This window comes from Nitrospirillum guanabarense (assembly GCF_034653355.1).
Classification (GTDB): Bacteria; Pseudomonadota; Alphaproteobacteria; order Azospirillales; family Azospirillaceae; genus Nitrospirillum.
In genome coordinates this window covers 756,942-772,429 of the sequence record NZ_JAYEER010000004.1, presented here as the reverse complement: position 1 = coordinate 772,429, position 15,488 = coordinate 756,942, and the positions used below count along the sequence as shown (strand labels likewise).

The window sequence follows — 15,488 nt, the reverse complement described above, 5'->3', positions numbered from 1 at the left end:
CCCATGACCCTGATCGACATCACCGCCGGCGGCTTTCGCTTCGCCGCCCGGTTGGAGGAAGAGCTGGCGCCCGTCACCTGCGCCCGCTTCCTGGCCATGCAGCCCTATGACGAGAAGCTGATCCACGTGCGGTGGAGCGGCGAGGGCTGCTGGATCCCCATGGGCGACACGCCCTATGACCTGCCATGGGAGAACGCCACCCGCCATCCCGCCCCCGGGCAGTTCATCTTCTATCCCGGCGGCTACAGCGAAACCGAGATCCTGCTGGCCTACGGGGGCGTCGCCTTCGCCAGCAAGCTGGGCCCGCTGGCCGGCAACCACTTCCTGACCATCGTCGAGGGCCAGCAGCAGTTGCCGGCCCTGGGCCGCAAGGTCCTGTGGGAAGGGGCGCAAGCCATCAGCTTCCGGCCCCGCGCATGAGCGCGCCCCTCCCCGCGCACCCCTTCCTGGACGGCCAGCCCAAGGCCCTGTTCATCGGCGGCCGCTGGCAGGTGACCGACGCGACCTTCGAGACGCGCAACCCCGCCAACGGCCAGGTGCTGGCCACCGTCGCGCGCGGCACGCCGCGGGAGGTCGACGCCGCCGTCACCGCCGCCCGCACGGCGTTCGAGGATGGCGCCTGGCCCCGCTTCTCCCCCGCCGACCGGCAGCGCCTGCTGCTGCGCCTGGCGGACCTGCTGGAACGGGATGCGGAAGATTTCGCCCGCATCGACACCTTGGAAATGGGATCGCCCATCCGGCACACGCGCGGCAGCGTGGCCCTGCTGGTCGATCTGCTGCGCTATTACGCCGGCATGGCGCGGGGGATCGAAGGGCTGACGGCCCAGCCGTCCGACCCCGACATGTTCGCCTGCACCCTGCGGGAGCCCGTGGGCGTCTGCGGCGCCATCATCCCGTGGAACGGGCCGCTGTGGGCCTCCGTCCTCAAGCTCGGCCCCGTGCTGGCCACCGGCTGCACCCTGGTGTTGAAGCCGGCGGAGGACGCCTCGCTGGCACCGCTGATGCTGGCGCGCCTGGCGGAGGAGGCCGGCGTTCCGCCCGGCGTCTTCAACGTCGTCACCGGTCTCGGGGCTGAGGCGGGCGCCGCCCTGGCGGCCCATCCGGGCATCGACAAGTTGGCCTTCACCGGATCGGACACCACCGGCCGCGCCATCGCCGCCGCCGCGGGCGCCAACCTGACGAAGCTGTCGCTGGAACTGGGCGGCAAGTCGCCCAACATCATCTTCGCCGACGCCGACCTGGACGCGGCCGCCCGCACCGCTGTCATCGCCGCCTTCGCCAATTCCGGGCAGGTGTGCAGCGCCGGCACCCGCCTGTTCGTGGAGCAGTCCGTGCATCGGGAGTTCGCCGAGCGGGTGGCGCGGATCGCCCAGACCTTGCGCATCGGCGACGGCATGGATCCGGACACCGATCTGGGCCCCCTGGTCAGCGCCCGCCAGCTGGGCCGCGTCTGCGGGCATATGGACGACGCCCGGGCCGCCGGCGCCACGGCCATCAGCGGCGGCGGCCGCCTGACCGGCGCCGGCTATAACCAGGGCTTCTTCTTCCCGCCCACCGTGCTGGTGGACGCGCGCGACGACATGCGCGCGGTGCGGGAGGAGATTTTCGGCCCCATCCTGGCCACCCTGCCCTTCACCACCGAGGATGAGGTCGTCACCCGTGCCAACGCCACCCCCTTCGGCCTGGGCGCCGGAGTGTGGACGCGCGACGTGGGCCGGGCCCATCGCCTGGGCCGGCGCCTGCGCGCCGGATCGGTCTGGGTCAACTGCTACAACGCCATCGATCCGGCCATGCCCTCGGGCGGCATGAAGGCCAGCGGCTACGGCCGGGAATACGGCCGGGCCCACCTGGATGAGCATCTGGAGACGAAAAGCCTGTGGATCAGCTCTCGCTGATCCCCTCAGGCGCCGGAGGCTACAGCCACTTGGCCACGGTGGGCTTCCGGAACACTTGCAGTTGGTCGATCAGGCCGTCGGCATCCGGAGCCAGGGCGATGCCGGCGCGATGCTCAGGTGGCAGGAAGCGTTGGGCGATCATGGTGTCGACAAAGGCCATGAAGGCGTCGAAATAGCCGCCGACATTCAGCAGGCCCACCGGCTTGTCGATGTCGCCCAGCTGGTTCAGGGTCCAGGCCTCCATAAACTCCTCGGTGGTGCCGATGCCGCCCGGCAGGGCGATGCAGGCGTCGGCCAGGGTCAGCATCCGTTCTTTGCGCGCCCGCATGCCGTCCACGATCTCATGCAGGCTGAGCGTGGGATGCAGGTGGTCCTTTTCGAACAGGCGGCGGGTGATGACGCCGTGGACGCGCCCGCCCTCCGCCAAGGCGGCATCGGCCAGGATGCCCATCAGGCCCTTATGCGTGCCGCCATAGACGATGCCGATGCCCCGGCGCGCCAGCGTGGCGCCCAGCTGCGCGGCGGCGTCCTTGAACGCGTCGCCCAGGCCGGTGTTCGACCCACAGAAAATCGCAATATTCTTCAACGTCCGCGTGGCGGCGGCCGGCGTTTCTACACCCATGTCGTGAGGCATCCCTAGTGGAACGGACAGTCAAAGCATAGGTCATGGCGGGGGCCTATACAACGCGACGGCCGGTTTGTTTCGGCACCGCCCTGCCGCCGTTTAGGCAACGGGACCGGTGTGTCCCCGGGTGCATACTATGGAAAACCACGCGGGCGTACCAAGCCGTCCGCGAATTACTGGCACGGGTCCCGCTTTCAACCGAACACACAACCGGCCGCACGCGGGCACGAATCCGCACGCGGCGCCGCATAGGGCCGCCTGGCACCAAGGAAGAACAGGAGCAACCGCATGACTCCCGAACAGAACGCGCTGATCACCCGGTCAGGCCCCGACACATCGCTGGGCACGCTGCTGCGGCGCTATTGGCAGCCGATCGCCCTGGTGGAGGAGCTGGAGGGCGCCCGTCCCGCCAAGGCGGTGCGTGTGCTGGGCCAGGACATGGTGCTGTTCCGCGATGAGGCCGGGCGCCTGGGCCTGCTGGACCGCGACTGCCCCCACCGTAACGCCGACCTGGCCTTCGGCCGGCTGGAGGGTGGCGGCCTGCGCTGCCTGTTCCACGGCTGGCTGTTCGACGTGAACGGCAACTGCATCGAAACCCCGGGTGAGCCGGCGGGCAGCAAGCTGTGCACCCGTATCCACCAGCGCGCCTATCCGGTGGTGGAGAAGAGCGGCATGGTCTTCGGCTATCTGGGTGAGGGTGAGGCGCCGGCCTTCCCGGACCTGGACTGCTTCATCGCCCCGGACAGCCACGTCTTCGCCTTCAAGGGCTATCTGGACTGCAACTGGCTGCAGGCGCTGGAGGTGGGCATCGACCCCGCGCACGCCAGCTTCCTGCACCGCTTCTTCGAGGATGAGGACGCGGCCGGCAGCTATGGCCGCCAGTTCCGCGCCCAGTCCGCTGACAGCGACATGACCATGACCCAGGTGCTGCGGGAGTATGAGAATCCCGACATCAGCGTGGAGAAGACGGACATCGGCCTGCGCCTGACCTCGCTGCGCGCGCTGAACACCGGCGACACGCATGTGCGCGTCACCAACCTGCTGTTTCCCCAGGCCTTCGTCATCCCCTTGTCGGAGACGATGACCATCACCCAGTGGCATGTGCCCATCGACGACGTCAGCTGCTATTGGTACGCCGCCTTCACCGGCTTCGCGGAGCCCGTGAACAAGGAAGAGATGCGCCGCCAGCGCCTGCAGCTCTACACCCTGCCCGACTACAAGCCGCGCCTGGGCCGCCACAACGACTACGGCTATGACGTGGTGGAACAGCGCAGCCGCACCTACACCGGCATGGGTGAGGACATCAACGTCCACGACCAGTGGGCGGTGGAAAGCCAGGGCCGCATCCAGGACCGCACGCGCGAGCACCTGGGCACGACCGACAAGGCCATCGTCGCCTACCGCATGATGCTGATGAGCCAGATGCGCAAGTCCGACCAGGGCGAGGCGCCCCTGCTGGTGCTGGACGCGGCCGCCGCGGCCGGCGTCACCGGCCCCGCCACGGTGGACGGTGTCGCCAAAGCGGGCGAGGACATCCAGGCCTATTGGCAGCGCACCGACGCCCGCCGCCGGGCGCAGGCGCCATGGACCGCGCCCGTGAAGGCCAGCGCCTGATGCCGGCCTTCATCGAACGCCACGGCCTGTGGACGGACGACCAGCGGCGCCAGGCGGATGAGGTGCTGGCCCGGCTCAAGGGCGGGGACGTGCGTCAGGTGCGCCTGTCCTTCCCCGACATGCACGGCCTGCTGCGCGGCAAGACGCTGCTGCCCGGCGCGATGCCCGGGGCCCTGCGCGACGGCTGCGCCATCACCTCCACCCTGTTGCTGAAGGACACCGCCCACCGCACGGTGGTGCCGGTATTCACCGCTGGGGCCGGCATCGGCAACGCTGACCTGCAGGGCGGCGGCGACGTGGTCATGGTGCCCGATCCCGCCACCTTCCGGCACCTGCCCTGGGCGCCGGGCACCGCCTGGATGATGTGCGACCTTTACCACGCCGACGGCCGGCCGGTGGCCCTGTCCACCCGGCGGATCGCGCAGGCGGCGGCGGCGCGGCTGGCCGATCTCGGCTTCGACTATGTCAGCGGGCTGGAGGTGGAATTCCATCTGACCCGGCTGGTGGATCCCAAGCTGGCGCCGGCGGATTCCGGGCAACCGGGCACGCCGCCGGAGGTCACCCTGCTGCACCAGGGCTACGCCTACCTGACCGAGCAGCGCTTCGACCAGATCGAGCCGGTGCTGGACATCCTGCGGCGCGACTGCCTGGCCCTGGGCCTGCCGCTGCATTCGCTGGAACTGGAGTTCGGGCCCAGCCAGTGTGAGTTCGTGTTCAGCCCCGGCGACGGCATCCAGCCGGCCGACGACATGATCCTGTTCCGCAACGCGGTGAAACAGATCGCCCGGCGCCACGGCTACCACGCCAGCTTCATGTGCCGGCCACAGTTGCCCAACGCCATGTCCAGCGGCTGGCACCTGCACCAGTCCCTGCGCGACCGCAGGACCGGCGCCAACGCGTTCGCGGCGGCGGATGGCGCGCCCAGGCTGTCCCGCATCGGCCGGCTGTTCCTGGCCGGCCTGCTGCGGGGTGCCGCAGCGGCCACGCCCTTCAGCACCCCCACCATCAACGGCTACAAGCGCTACCGCGCCAACAGCCTGGCGCCCGACCGGGTGGCCTGGGGGGAGGACAACCGGGGCGCCCTGCTGCGCGTGCTGGCGCGTGGGGAACCCGGGGCCACCCGCATCGAGAACCGCATCGGCGAGCCGGCGGCCAACCCCTACCTCTACCTGTCCTCCCAGATGCTGACCGGCCTGGCCGGTATCGAGGCCGGGGAGGAACCGCCCCCTGCCGTCGACAGCCCCTATATGGCCGAGGCCGAGGCCCTGCCCACCAGCCTGGAATCCGCGCTGGCGTTGCTGGACCGCAGTGACCTGCTGCGCCGCGGCTTTGGCGACGGCTTCGTCGATCACTTCCTGATGATCAAGCGCGCCGAAGTCGCCCGCTACAACAGCACGGTGACCGACTGGGAACACCGCGAATATTTCGATTTGTACTGAAGATGCCGGAAAGTGAAACGCCCCGGTCAGCCGATCGGGGCGTTTTTCTTTGCTGGCGCCTCACTTTTCCTAGGATGCGACTGCATCCGCCAGAGCGAGTACCGAAGGGCGAAACTAAAGTGTCGCCCCGCCGTCAATGACCATTTCCTGGCCGGTGATGTTCCGACCACCGGGGCCCACCAGGTACAGGACCATGGCGACGACGTCCGACGGTTCGCTTGGACGGCCAAGCGGGATGCCCATGTTGGCGACGTAGCGGGTCAGCGCCTCATCCTCGCTGATGCCGTCCTGCTCCGCCCGGGCGCGCCAGGCGGCCTTCATGCGGGGCACGGCCACGGGGCCGGGGGCGATGTAGTTCACCGTGACGCCGTCGGGCCCCGCCTCCAGCGCGGCGCTGCGCGACAGGCCGCGCAGGCCCCATTTGGACGCGCTGTAGCTGGACCGGCCGGCGCGGCCGCGCATGCCGTGGTTGCCGCCGATGTTGACGACGCGCCCACCCTTGGCCGCCCGCATGACGGGCAGCAGGCGCGACAGCACGATGAAGGGCGCGCGCAGGTTGGTGGCGATGACGTTGTCGAAATCCGCCACGCTGAATTCGCCGATGGGCGGGGACAGCGGCCCGGTGGTACCCGCGGCGTTGACCACCACGTCCACCCGGCCGCCCGTCCATTCCAGGAAGCGGGTCAGCGCCTGGTCCAGCGCCTCGGCGTCACGCACGTCCACCGTCAGGACCAGGGCGTCGCCCCCCTGCCCCCGCAGTTGGCCGGCCAGTTCCTCCAGCGCCGCCGTCCGGCGGCTGGTGATGGCGACGTCATAGCCGGCGGCGCCCAGCGCCAGGGCTATCTCGCTGCCGGTGCCCGCACTGGCGCCCGTGACCAGGGCCACGGGCCGTTCACGCGTCGTCCCTTGGAGGGCCACTTACATCGCCTCCGCGAAATAGCGGCGGTTGGATTCCGCCTGGATCTTGTAGATGGAGCTGCCGGCGCGCGACGGGAACGGCAGCTTCACGTAGTTCTGCTCGAACCGCACCTCGCTGGTCGGCGGGCCGGCGACGATGCGGCTGTCGTACTCCTCCCAATCCAGCTTGTAGAACAGGGGGAAGGCGTCGGTGGCGGCGTATTCGTAGAACAGGATGCGGCGCGACCTGCCGGAACGGTTGACGCTGGAGCCATGCAGGGTCATGGGGTGGTGAAAGCTGACGGTGCCCGGCGGGCCGGCCAGCAGGGCGGCCTTGTCCAGCGCGACCTGGCCCACATCCACGGCGCCGGCGAAATAGCCTTCCTCGTCATGGTGGTCCAGCAGCGGCCCCTTGTGGCTGCCGGGGATGACCTGCATGGCGCCGTTCTCGGCCGAAGCGCCGTCCAGCATGATGGAGGCGACACAGGTGGACATGTTGGTGTGGGGGGCGAAGGCCCAGTCCTGATGCCATTCCAGTGCTGCGCCGCCGTTGGCCGCCTTCATGTTCATCTTGGTGTGGTTCAGGCGGATGTTGGGCCCGATCAGCCGGTTCAGCACGTCGACGATCTTGGGATGGCCGGCCAGGCGGGCGTAGAAGGGATCGATGCGGTTGGGCTTCTTGATGCGCTGGATGGTGCGCTTGCCACTGGCGTCCTGGTCGAAGTCGAACCAGGCGTCGTCGGCGATGCTGTCGGCCGCGCGCGCCTCGATCCGGGCGGTCAGCTCCAGCAGTTCATCCAGCACCGGACCGGCCAGCAGGGCCGGCGCGACGGCGTAGCCGTGGGTGTCGTAATGAGAGACGATTTCGTCGACGTTCATCCTCAATCTTCCTTCGGCAAAGGCAGGTCGGTGACGACCATGTGCGCCTTGTAGTGCGTGATGCAGAGCGGCAGGCGGGCGGCGCGGGCGGCGATCTGCCCGGTGGCGCCGCAGGCCCAGAAAACCGGAACCTCGTCGGGGTTGAGCCGGGTGAGGCCATGGCCGCCATAGCTCCGTCCCAAATCCTCAATGCCCAGATCGCCGGGCAAGCCCAAGGACACCGGCGCGCCATGGAAGGCCGGGTAGCGGGCCGACAGGATGGTGGCCTTGATGGCGTCGGCCGGCCGCAAGGCCCGCATGGACACCACCAGCTTGCCGGCGAACGGACCGACGGGTGTGGTGTCGCGGTCGGTCACATACATGGCCGAGACGTTGCCCTCATCCAAGTGGCGCAGCCGCACCCCATGACGCTGCAGCAGCGCCTCGAAGGAGAAGGAGCAGCCCAGGACGAAAGCCACCAGGTCATCGCGCCAGGCGGCGCTGGCGTCGACCGGCGTGTCCACCAGTTCCCCATCGCGGAAGATCATATAGCCGCCGGTGTCCCGGGCAATGTCCATGTCCTGAGCCAGGGACGGGATGGTCCGTTCCCCCGGTGCGCTGCGGCCCAGCAGGGGCAGCGCCTGTGGATTGGCGCGGCAGTAGGCCTCGAACGCGTCGGCATATTCCGCCGGCACGGCCACGAGGTTGCCCTGCACCACGGTGCGCGCCACCAGGTTGGTGAAGCCGGTGAAACGGCGTTCCCGTATGGCCCGGCGCACGGCCACCGGGTCGGCGGGGTCGAACGCACCGGCCACGCCGGCCATCGCGTCAGGATGTGACATCAAGCTCATGGCGTCGATCATATCCAGCGAGGGTGTTGCCGGGAGTTGCTATTTTTTGCCCCGGCCGTTGCCGAAGCGGCCCTGGGTTTATGCGGTGGCCAGAGTATGGGTGGTGCAACACCATCACCATCGGGGCACGGACCATGGCGCGCATCCTGATCATCGGCGGTTCGGCCGGCCTGGGGCGGACGGTGGCGCAACGATGCCGGACCGACGGCGACTGGGTCGCCATGGCGGATGGCGCCACCGACGCCACCGGCCCCTGGGACTTGTACATTCCCGTAAATCCGGCGGATCCGGAAGCCCCCGCCCGCGCCATGGAAGCCATCCGGGCCGACCAGGGGGCGCTGGACGCCGTGGTGGTCGCCGCCTCGCTGGTGCAGGCCGCCCCGGTGGGCCAGTGGACGGCGGCGATGTGGGATGAGGCGGCGGCCGTCAACCTGCGCCTGCCCTTCCTGGCGGCGCAGGCGGCCCTGGATTTACTGGGCGCCTCCCCCAATGCCAGCATCATCTTCATCTCCTCCACGGCCACGCTGCGCGGGCAACCCCTCACCCATGCCTATCAGGCGACCAAGGCGGGGCTGGCCGGGTTGGTCCGCAGCCTGGCGGCGGAGCTGGGCCCCAGGGGCATCCGGGTCAATGGGACCTTGGTCGGCTGGGTGGACACGCCGCAGACGCAGGCCTTCTGGTCGGAACAGGAAGACGCCGACGCGGCGCGCCAGGCGGTGGACAGCCGCATCCCCCTGCGCCGCCATGGCCAGGCGGAGGAAGCGGCGGCCCTGGTCCGCTACCTCATCTCCCCCGCAGCGTCCTACATCACCGGCACCATGATCCCGGTGGACGGCGGCGACACGGCGGTTTGAATTCAAGAGGCTGAAACGGCCGGTGCCGACCGGCGCTGCGCGCCCACCACGCCCGGTAACGCCACCAGGGCCACCACCAGGCCGGCCAGGGCGATGGCGACATAAACACCCCAGGCCGATGACGCGAAGTAGAGGGTGGGCGTCAGGAACGACGCCAGGGAGACGAATTGGTTGACGGTGCCGGCCATCGTGCCGCCCCCCAGCGCCTGGCCGGCGACCAGCGGCATGGCGGCCATACACACGCCTGACAGGGCGCCGAACGTGAACAGCCAGCCCATCAGCCCCGCCACCGCCAGCACCAGCGGACTGCCGGGGAAGAACAGCAGGAACTGCGCCACCATGCCCACGCCCACCATGATGGTGAACAAAGTGCGGGGCGGAAAGTCGCGGGCCAGCAGGGTGCCGGTCACGGTGCCCCCCAGCAGGACGGCCGCGATCTTCGCCACCGCGACGATGCTGGCGGACGCCGCCAGGGACACGCCATGCACCTTGGCCAGGTAGGTGGCGGCCACCAGGCTGGTGCCATAGGAGATCATGCTGGGCAGGGCGGCGCTGACCGCCAGTTGCAGCACGTCCCGGCGCCGCAAGGCGGCGAACAGGCGGCCGACCTGTTGGCGGACGGGCACGCCGTCGGCCTTGCGCGGCGGCACCTGGGGCAGGAACACGGTGCCGACGCAACACAGCAGCATGAAGGCGCCGTGCAGCGCCGGCGCCACCCGCCAGTCGGCCGCGGTGGTGAACGGCGCCGCGACCAGCAAGCCCAGGGAAAAGCCGACGGGGGCGTAGGTGGACCATAGCGCCATGGCCCTGGTGCGGGTGGCGCCGTCCAGGCCGCCCATCAGCATGGCGGCACCGCCGTTCAGCACCCCGACATAGCCGACGCCGGCCAGCAACACGCCAACGTCCAGCAGCCAAACGTCCCGGGCCAGGAAAACCACAGCATCGGCCAGGGCCAGCACCGGCGCGGCCAACACCAGGGTCCGACGCGGCCCGATGCGGTCGACGATACCGCCGCCCACCATGGCCATGATGGCCGCCGGCAGGGAGAACAGGGCGATGGTCAGGCCGATGGCGGCGGCCGGGGCCTGCAGGTCGGCGGTGATGCGCACCGTCAGCGGCGACAGGATGCCGACCAGCGACATGGCGCCCAGCCCGATGCCGTACACCACCAGGATGGCCAGCCATCCGCCCCGCTTTACCGCCGTCGCCATCATCGTGCCGCTTTCCCACGTGGGTCCTCAGACGCCAACTGTGAGGCGCCGGCGCATCCCAAGCAAGCCGGGTACGGGATTAGCACCGGGCCGTTCACAAAAACCGCACCACGGCCGCGTTGTCGCCCGGGCAACGGGCCATGGTGGAAACGGACACGGGGGAAATGGGGATGCGGCCCTAGGCTGTGGACCATCCACCACCACGACAAAAAGATCGGACGACGTATGGTCAGGATTTCCAAGCGCGCGCTTCTGTACTTTTCCCTGGCGCTGCTGTCGGGAACGGCCCTGGCGCGGGCCGCGACGCATAGCGCGCCCGACATCGATGGCGACGGCGGCGTTTCGGCCTTTTACCGCTGGGACGCGGCGATCACCCAGCCGGGCCTGCCCTTGCGGGAGGAGACGTTGCCGGCCACCCTGTCGCGGCCCAAGATGGCCGGGACGGCGTTGCGCATCCTTTACACCGCCACCAGCGGCGTCGGGCGCGGCCTGGTGCCCGTGTCCGGCATCGTCTACCTTCCCGCCGGCGCGCCGCCCCCGGGTGGCTGGCCCATCCTGGCCTGGGCCCACGGCACCACCGGTTTCGCCGACGTCTGCGCCCCCTCCTGGCGGGGCCAGCCGGCACGGGACGTGGCCTATCTGCAGCGCTGGATGGAGGCCGGTTTCGCCGTGATCGCCACCGACTATGAGGGGTTGGGGACCAAGGGCGTCCACCCCTACCTGCTGTGGAAGTCTGAGGGCCGGTCCATCCTGGACGGCGTGCGCGCGGCCCTGAAGGCCAAGCCGGGCGTGCTGCGCAACCAGGTGGTCATCGCCGGGCAGTCCCAGGGCTCCGGCGCCGCCCTGGGGGCCACCTACCTGGCGCCCGACTACGCGCCGGACCTACATGTCCTAGGCACCGTCGCCACCGGCCTGGTGGTCACCTTCGCCGGCCCCCAGGGCGATGGCTATGTGAAGAAGCCGGAGCAGTACACCGACCCGCGCCAGATGGATCCGGGCTTCGCCATGCTGCGCATCGGCGGCATCGACCGCGCCCTGCATCCGGAACTGGACCCCGCCGATTTCGTCACGGCCAAGGGCCGCCCCCTGCTGGACGCCGCGCGCACCTCCTGCCTGCATGACCTGTTCGCCCTGTCCAAGGAAAGGGGCCTGACGGGGGAAGAGGCCTTCGTTCCCGACCTGAAACCGCTGGACGCGGACATGGAGCCCAACTTCGTCCTGCCGGTCGCGAGGATGACCGTGCCCATCTTCGCCGGCACGGGCCTGGCCGACGGCATGGCGGGCACCGCCGGGCAGTACAACGCCGTCAAAGCCATGTGCGACGCCGGCACCACGGTGCAATGGCACGTCTATCCCGGCCTCAGCCACAACGGCGCCGTCAACGGCTCCCTGACCGACAGCCTGCCCTTCGTCCAGGCCCTGCTGAAGGGCGGGGTGCCCAAGGGCAACTGCGCGGACATCACCCCGCCCGGCCCCGTGCAGGCGCCAACGCCGGGCGTGCCTTTCAACGACTGATGTCGTTCCCCGGTGACAAAAAGGGCGGCGGCACCATCACGATGCCGCCGCCCCAGTTCAAGCCTTCGGGAAAACTTGGGAACACGGATCAAACCAGCGGCGTGAGGACGTGCCTCATGCCGCCGCAGTATGCCGCCGCTGATCGACCATGATCAGCGGCGGCGCCCATCAGTAGCGGTACTGCGCCGTCAAACCGATGGTGCGGGGACGATAGCCTTGATCGTAGTACAGCGTGCCGCCGACACCGTCGTGGTTACGCGCCAGCACGTCGGTGGAGTTGGTGACGTTGTCGACGAACAGCGACAAATCCAAGCCAGAGAACCGCGCGCCGGCCCGCAAGGACAGGTAGTTGGTGGCCCCCAGGGCGTAGAGGCCGGCGTCATAGCCGTAGGTGCCCTGGATGTTCTGCTGGATGTTCTTGCTGGCGAAGCTGTAGTCGGCGCGCAGGTAGCCGACGACGTTCTCGTTCACCGGGAACTCCCCCTCGCCATAGACGTGGCCAGACCACAGCGGCCCGCCGATGCGCTGGTCGGCCGCCTTCAACAAAAGATGGTTGCCACCATAGATGTTCTCGTCATAGGTGATGTGGGTGTAGCCCAGTTCCGTGCCGAAGGTCAGGCCGTGCATGGGCCGGATGGCGGCGGACAGCTCCATGCCCTTGCCGGTGGCCTCACCCAGGTTGGAGATGTAGGAGAAGCTGCAGGTCGGCAGGCGGATGGACTGCTGGATGTTCTTCCACTTCAGCAGGTAGCCGCTGGCGTCCAGGCTCACCATGCCGCCGAACAACTTGTTCTTGCTGCCACCCTCGTAGGACCAGAGGTTGTCGGACTCATAGCCGGTAGGGCTGGAGGTCAGGCCGAGGGTCTTGAGGTCGGCGGCGCAGAACTCGCTGGCGACCGCCGCCTGGGCGCCGCCGGGACGGAAGCCCTCGGTGGCGGAGGCGTACACCATGTGGTCCGTGTCCAACTGGTAGGACACGCCGACCTTGGGCGTCCAGGCGCCCTCGTTCTGCCCCACCGTCTTGACGGTGCGGACACCGGCGTTGGTGGGACCATCCTTGGTGTCGGTGAAGTTGAACTCATCCAGGGTGTAGCGCACCGCCAGGGTGACCTTCAGATCCTCCATCGGCTTGATGTCGACGGCGCCATAGCCGGCGTACTGGCGGTCGTTGGCGGAGACCAGGTTCACGTAGCTGTAGCGGTTGTCGTACTGTTTGTAGCCGTTGACCAGCACGCCCGGAAAGCGACCCGAGCCCGTGTAGTTGGTGAAGTACTGCCGGGTACGCGAGTAATAGGCGCCCACCGTCCAGTCCACATACTTGTTGTCGTAGGACTGCGCCCGCAGTTCCTGGGTCAGGTTGCGCTGGTTCAGCGTCAGGTAATCGGCCGTGTTGGACAGATCCTTGTTGGAATAGGTGCCGAAGGGCTTGCCCGACCGCAGGAAGGAAAAGTACGTGCCATAGTCCAGCGTCTGGTTCTGCTGGCGCTCGAAATAGGAGGTGTTGGAGATGATGTCGATGTTGTCCCAGCGGTACTTCATCGCCAGGGCCGGCATGGTGAAGCGGTCGCGGGTCGGTTCCAGGTTGGCGACACCGGTCTTGTAGTCGGCGTCCCCGGTGTTGCCGTAGCCTTCCCAGTAGTCGTTGCGGGCGTTGGACTTTTCCAACTGATAATAGATGCTGGGCGTGATCGTCAGGTCCTCGATCGGCCGCCAGGAGGCGGCCAGGCGGGCCTCCCGCGTGTCGCTGAAGTTGACGTCCTTGTCGATGACGGTGTTGGTGCCCTGCTTCAACTGGTCGATATAGCCGCCGCTATGCTGGTACCAGGCGCTGGCACGCACCGCCAGGGTGTCGGAAATCGGCCCGCCGACGGCGGAACCAGCCTCATAGCTGGCGGCGCCGTTGTAGGTGGAGGCCACCTCCGCCCGGGAGTAGATCTCGAGCTTGTCGAAGCTGGGCTGGGGCGTGATGAAGCGCACGGCGCCGCCTTCCGCACTGGCGCCGAACAACGTGCCTTGCGGCCCGCGCAGCACCTCCACCCGCTCCAGATCGAACACCTTGGGATACGGGTTGCCGCCGTAATAGCCGACGTTACGGATCTGGATGGGCGTGTCGTCGATATAGATGGCGGTGGTGGCGGAGCCGACGTCCGACGACAAGCCGCGGATGTAGATGTTGGTGCCGTTGTTCGCGGTGACGCCCGCCGACGGTGCGAAGCGAAGCGCGGGCGTCACCCGGGCGATATCGTCGATCTTGCGGATGCCCTCCTGGTCCATCTGGTCCTGGCTCAGGGACGCGACGGACAGCGGAACCTTGCTGATGCTTTCACCGCGACGCTGCGCGGTCACGATGATTTCGGTGAGCCCGTCCGCATCCGACGCCGGCGCAGCCTGAGCCCAAGCCGCCGTGGCGCCAACGACCAGGCCAGCCGGGGCAGCTGACAGAACAAGAAAGGCCAGGCCGGCGCGACGAACCGGCAGACGGTTGGTACATGGATGACGTTCAGACATAAAGAGTTCCCCTTACCTGAAACATTAGTGCCCCCTGCTATTTATTATGTCGCTTGTTGGCCGCGCACCTTGCGGCACGGGACCTTGGATGCGACTGCGGTTATTTCGGCATCCGTCCACCAGGACCGTGATTTTCACCAGTTCCGCTATCGTCCGCTGACTGGTGCGCTGGCCGGTGGTTGGCGCCGCATGTCCCGTCGACCCTCATCGTCCGGGGAAAACGCGGCCAAGGCCATTGCAAGAACGGAACAGTCCCGTTGCTAAATCCGTGCGATGGAATGCCGTTGTCGGAAGCGCACACCGGCGCTGCGGAACCGGCAACCGAGGGGGGCCCCGTTTCCGATACCCTCATCGCCCCGCCGCATTATCATGGTGGGCCGCAGCCGCAACCGTCGGAGCAAGCATGTCAGATGAGACCGCCCTGGTCGTGCGGGCCGGGCACCTTATCGCCTCTGCCGACCAGGCCCCCGCCGGCCCGCATGAGGTGGTCATCGCACACGGCAGGGTCGTGAACGTCCGCCCCGTGGACCATGGCCGGCTGACGTCCGACGAGACCCGCCTGCTGCTGATGCCGGCCCTGGCCAACGCCCATGACCATGGCCGCGGTCTCGGGCCCCTGGCCTTCGGCGCGGCGGACCAGCCCCTGGAGACCTGGCTGCCCGACTTGGCCCGCCAGCCGCCGCTGGACTTTTATCGATGCGCCGCCACCGCCTTTTCCCGCATGGCGGAATCCGGCGTCGGCTGCGTCAACCATTGCCACAATACGCAAAGCAGCCAGACCTTGCTGGCCGAGGCCGAGGCGGTATCGCGGGCGGCGCGGGACGTGGGCGTCCGCGTGGCCTTCTGCTGGCCCTTCTTCGATGCCAATCCTTTCGTTTATGGGGATCTGGCGCCCCTGGCCGCGCATATGGACGCGGCGGAATTCCAGGAGCTGAAGGGTCGGGAGGCCAGCATGCGCGACTGCGCCACCAACTTGGCCCTGATGGACCAGGCACGCGCCTTCGAGCATGCGCTGTTCACCCTGCAATACCATCCCGTCGGGCCGCAGTGGGTCCAGCCCGCCACGCTGGCGGCGATCGCCCGCGCGTCGACGGAGGACGGCCGCCGCGTGCATATGCATTTGCTGGAGACACGCCACCAGAGGGCCTGGGCGGACCAGCGCTACCCCGACGGCCTCCTCCGCCATTTCGACGCCATCGGCCTGCTTTCCCCCGCCTGACG

Annotated in this window: 13 protein-coding genes; 7 read left to right on the top strand and 6 right to left on the bottom strand. The window is 68.5% G+C overall.

What is annotated here, in order from left to right; all coding sequences use genetic code 11:
• Positions 1 to 3: 3 nt before the first annotated feature.
• Positions 4 to 420: a DUF3830 family protein gene (locus UAA55_RS21590; protein WP_088874452.1), complete on the top strand. Its 417-nt coding sequence runs from the start codon at positions 4 to 6 to the stop codon at positions 418 to 420.
• Positions 417 to 1,895: an aldehyde dehydrogenase family protein gene (locus UAA55_RS21585; protein ID WP_322955280.1), complete on the top strand. Its 1,479-nt coding sequence runs from the start codon at positions 417 to 419 to the stop codon at positions 1,893 to 1,895. The genes UAA55_RS21590 and UAA55_RS21585 overlap by 4 nt, the downstream gene beginning before the upstream one ends.
• 19 nt (positions 1,896 to 1,914) lie before the next feature.
• Here the strand turns inward: UAA55_RS21585 and UAA55_RS21580 are convergent, their stop codons facing one another.
• Positions 1,915 to 2,517 carry an LOG family protein gene (locus tag UAA55_RS21580; protein WP_322955279.1) on the bottom strand — a complete coding sequence of 201 codons (603 nt, stop codon included), beginning with the start codon at positions 2,515 to 2,517 and terminating at the stop codon, positions 1,915 to 1,917.
• 291 nt (positions 2,518 to 2,808) lie between these two features.
• Between UAA55_RS21580 and UAA55_RS21575 the strand changes: the two genes are divergently transcribed.
• On the top strand, positions 2,809 to 4,134 hold the full coding sequence (locus UAA55_RS21575; protein WP_322955277.1) for an aromatic ring-hydroxylating dioxygenase subunit alpha: 1,326 nt from the start codon (positions 2,809 to 2,811) through the stop codon (positions 4,132 to 4,134).
• Positions 4,104 to 5,573 (top strand): glutamine synthetase family protein, encoded by a 1,470-nt coding sequence (locus tag UAA55_RS21570; protein ID WP_322955276.1) that lies wholly within the window; start codon positions 4,104 to 4,106, stop codon positions 5,571 to 5,573. The genes UAA55_RS21575 and UAA55_RS21570 overlap by 31 nt, the downstream gene beginning before the upstream one ends.
• A gap of 114 nt (positions 5,574 to 5,687) precedes the next feature.
• Here UAA55_RS21570 and UAA55_RS21565 read toward each other — a convergent pair whose 3' ends face one another.
• From UAA55_RS21565 to UAA55_RS21555, 3 genes are read right to left on the bottom strand one after another with little or no spacing between them, the layout of a single operon-like run.
• On the bottom strand, positions 5,688 to 6,491 hold the full coding sequence (locus tag UAA55_RS21565) for an SDR family NAD(P)-dependent oxidoreductase (protein ID WP_322955275.1): 804 nt from the start codon (positions 6,489 to 6,491) through the stop codon (positions 5,688 to 5,690).
• Entirely contained in the window at positions 6,492 to 7,349 is an 858-nt protein-coding gene (locus UAA55_RS21560) for a phytanoyl-CoA dioxygenase family protein (protein ID WP_322955273.1), read from the bottom strand.
• A 2-nt stretch (positions 7,350 to 7,351) separates the two neighbouring features.
• Positions 7,352 to 8,179: a D-glutamate cyclase family protein gene (locus UAA55_RS21555; protein ID WP_322955271.1), complete on the bottom strand. Its 828-nt coding sequence runs from the start codon at positions 8,177 to 8,179 to the stop codon at positions 7,352 to 7,354.
• Positions 8,180 to 8,313: 134 nt separating this feature from the next.
• On the opposite strand from UAA55_RS21555, the gene UAA55_RS21550 reads away from it, so the two are divergent.
• Positions 8,314 to 9,033 (top strand): SDR family NAD(P)-dependent oxidoreductase, encoded by a 720-nt coding sequence (locus UAA55_RS21550; RefSeq protein ID WP_322955269.1) that lies wholly within the window; start codon positions 8,314 to 8,316, stop codon positions 9,031 to 9,033.
• 2 nt (positions 9,034 to 9,035) lie between these two features.
• Here UAA55_RS21550 and UAA55_RS21545 read toward each other — a convergent pair whose 3' ends face one another.
• Entirely contained in the window at positions 9,036 to 10,247 is a 1,212-nt protein-coding gene (locus tag UAA55_RS21545) for an MFS transporter (protein ID WP_322955267.1), read from the bottom strand.
• Positions 10,248 to 10,469: 222 nt separating this feature from the next.
• On the opposite strand from UAA55_RS21545, the gene UAA55_RS21540 reads away from it, so the two are divergent.
• The gene (locus UAA55_RS21540) at positions 10,470 to 11,759 is read left to right on the top strand and encodes a lipase family protein (protein ID WP_322955266.1); all 1,290 of its coding nucleotides are present in this window, start codon (positions 10,470 to 10,472) and stop codon (positions 11,757 to 11,759) included.
• A gap of 168 nt (positions 11,760 to 11,927) precedes the next feature.
• Here the strand turns inward: UAA55_RS21540 and UAA55_RS21535 are convergent, their stop codons facing one another.
• Positions 11,928 to 14,105, bottom strand: a complete 2,178-nt coding sequence (locus UAA55_RS21535) for a TonB-dependent receptor (protein WP_322955264.1) — start codon at positions 14,103 to 14,105, stop codon at positions 11,928 to 11,930.
• A 565-nt stretch (positions 14,106 to 14,670) separates the two neighbouring features.
• Between UAA55_RS21535 and UAA55_RS21530 the strand changes: the two genes are divergently transcribed.
• Positions 14,671 to 15,486, top strand: a complete 816-nt coding sequence (locus tag UAA55_RS21530; protein WP_322955263.1) for an amidohydrolase family protein — start codon at positions 14,671 to 14,673, stop codon at positions 15,484 to 15,486.
• Positions 15,487 to 15,488 lie beyond the last annotated feature (2 nt).

What these genes read in the sequence shown, in the direction of transcription:
- UAA55_RS21590 (WP_088874452.1), top strand. Translation starts at nt 4, where the DNA reads ATGACCCTGATCGACATCACCGCCGGCGGCTTTCGCTTCGCCGCCCGG.
- UAA55_RS21585 (WP_322955280.1), top strand. Translation starts at nt 417, where the DNA reads ATGAGCGCGCCCCTCCCCGCGCACCCCTTCCTGGACGGCCAGCCCAAG.
- UAA55_RS21580 (WP_322955279.1), bottom strand. Translation starts at nt 2,517, where the DNA reads ATGGGTGTAGAAACGCCGGCCGCCGCCACGCGGACGTTGAAGAATATT.
- UAA55_RS21575 (WP_322955277.1), top strand. Translation starts at nt 2,809, where the DNA reads ATGACTCCCGAACAGAACGCGCTGATCACCCGGTCAGGCCCCGACACA.
- UAA55_RS21570 (WP_322955276.1), top strand. Translation starts at nt 4,104, where the DNA reads ATGGACCGCGCCCGTGAAGGCCAGCGCCTGATGCCGGCCTTCATCGAA.
- UAA55_RS21560 (WP_322955273.1), bottom strand. Translation starts at nt 7,349, where the DNA reads ATGAACGTCGACGAAATCGTCTCTCATTACGACACCCACGGCTACGCC.
- UAA55_RS21555 (WP_322955271.1), bottom strand. Translation starts at nt 8,179, where the DNA reads ATGAGCTTGATGTCACATCCTGACGCGATGGCCGGCGTGGCCGGTGCG.
- UAA55_RS21550 (WP_322955269.1), top strand. Translation starts at nt 8,314, where the DNA reads ATGGCGCGCATCCTGATCATCGGCGGTTCGGCCGGCCTGGGGCGGACG.
- UAA55_RS21545 (WP_322955267.1), bottom strand. Translation starts at nt 10,247, where the DNA reads ATGATGGCGACGGCGGTAAAGCGGGGCGGATGGCTGGCCATCCTGGTG.
- UAA55_RS21540 (WP_322955266.1), top strand. Translation starts at nt 10,470, where the DNA reads ATGGTCAGGATTTCCAAGCGCGCGCTTCTGTACTTTTCCCTGGCGCTG.
- UAA55_RS21530 (WP_322955263.1), top strand. Translation starts at nt 14,671, where the DNA reads ATGTCAGATGAGACCGCCCTGGTCGTGCGGGCCGGGCACCTTATCGCC.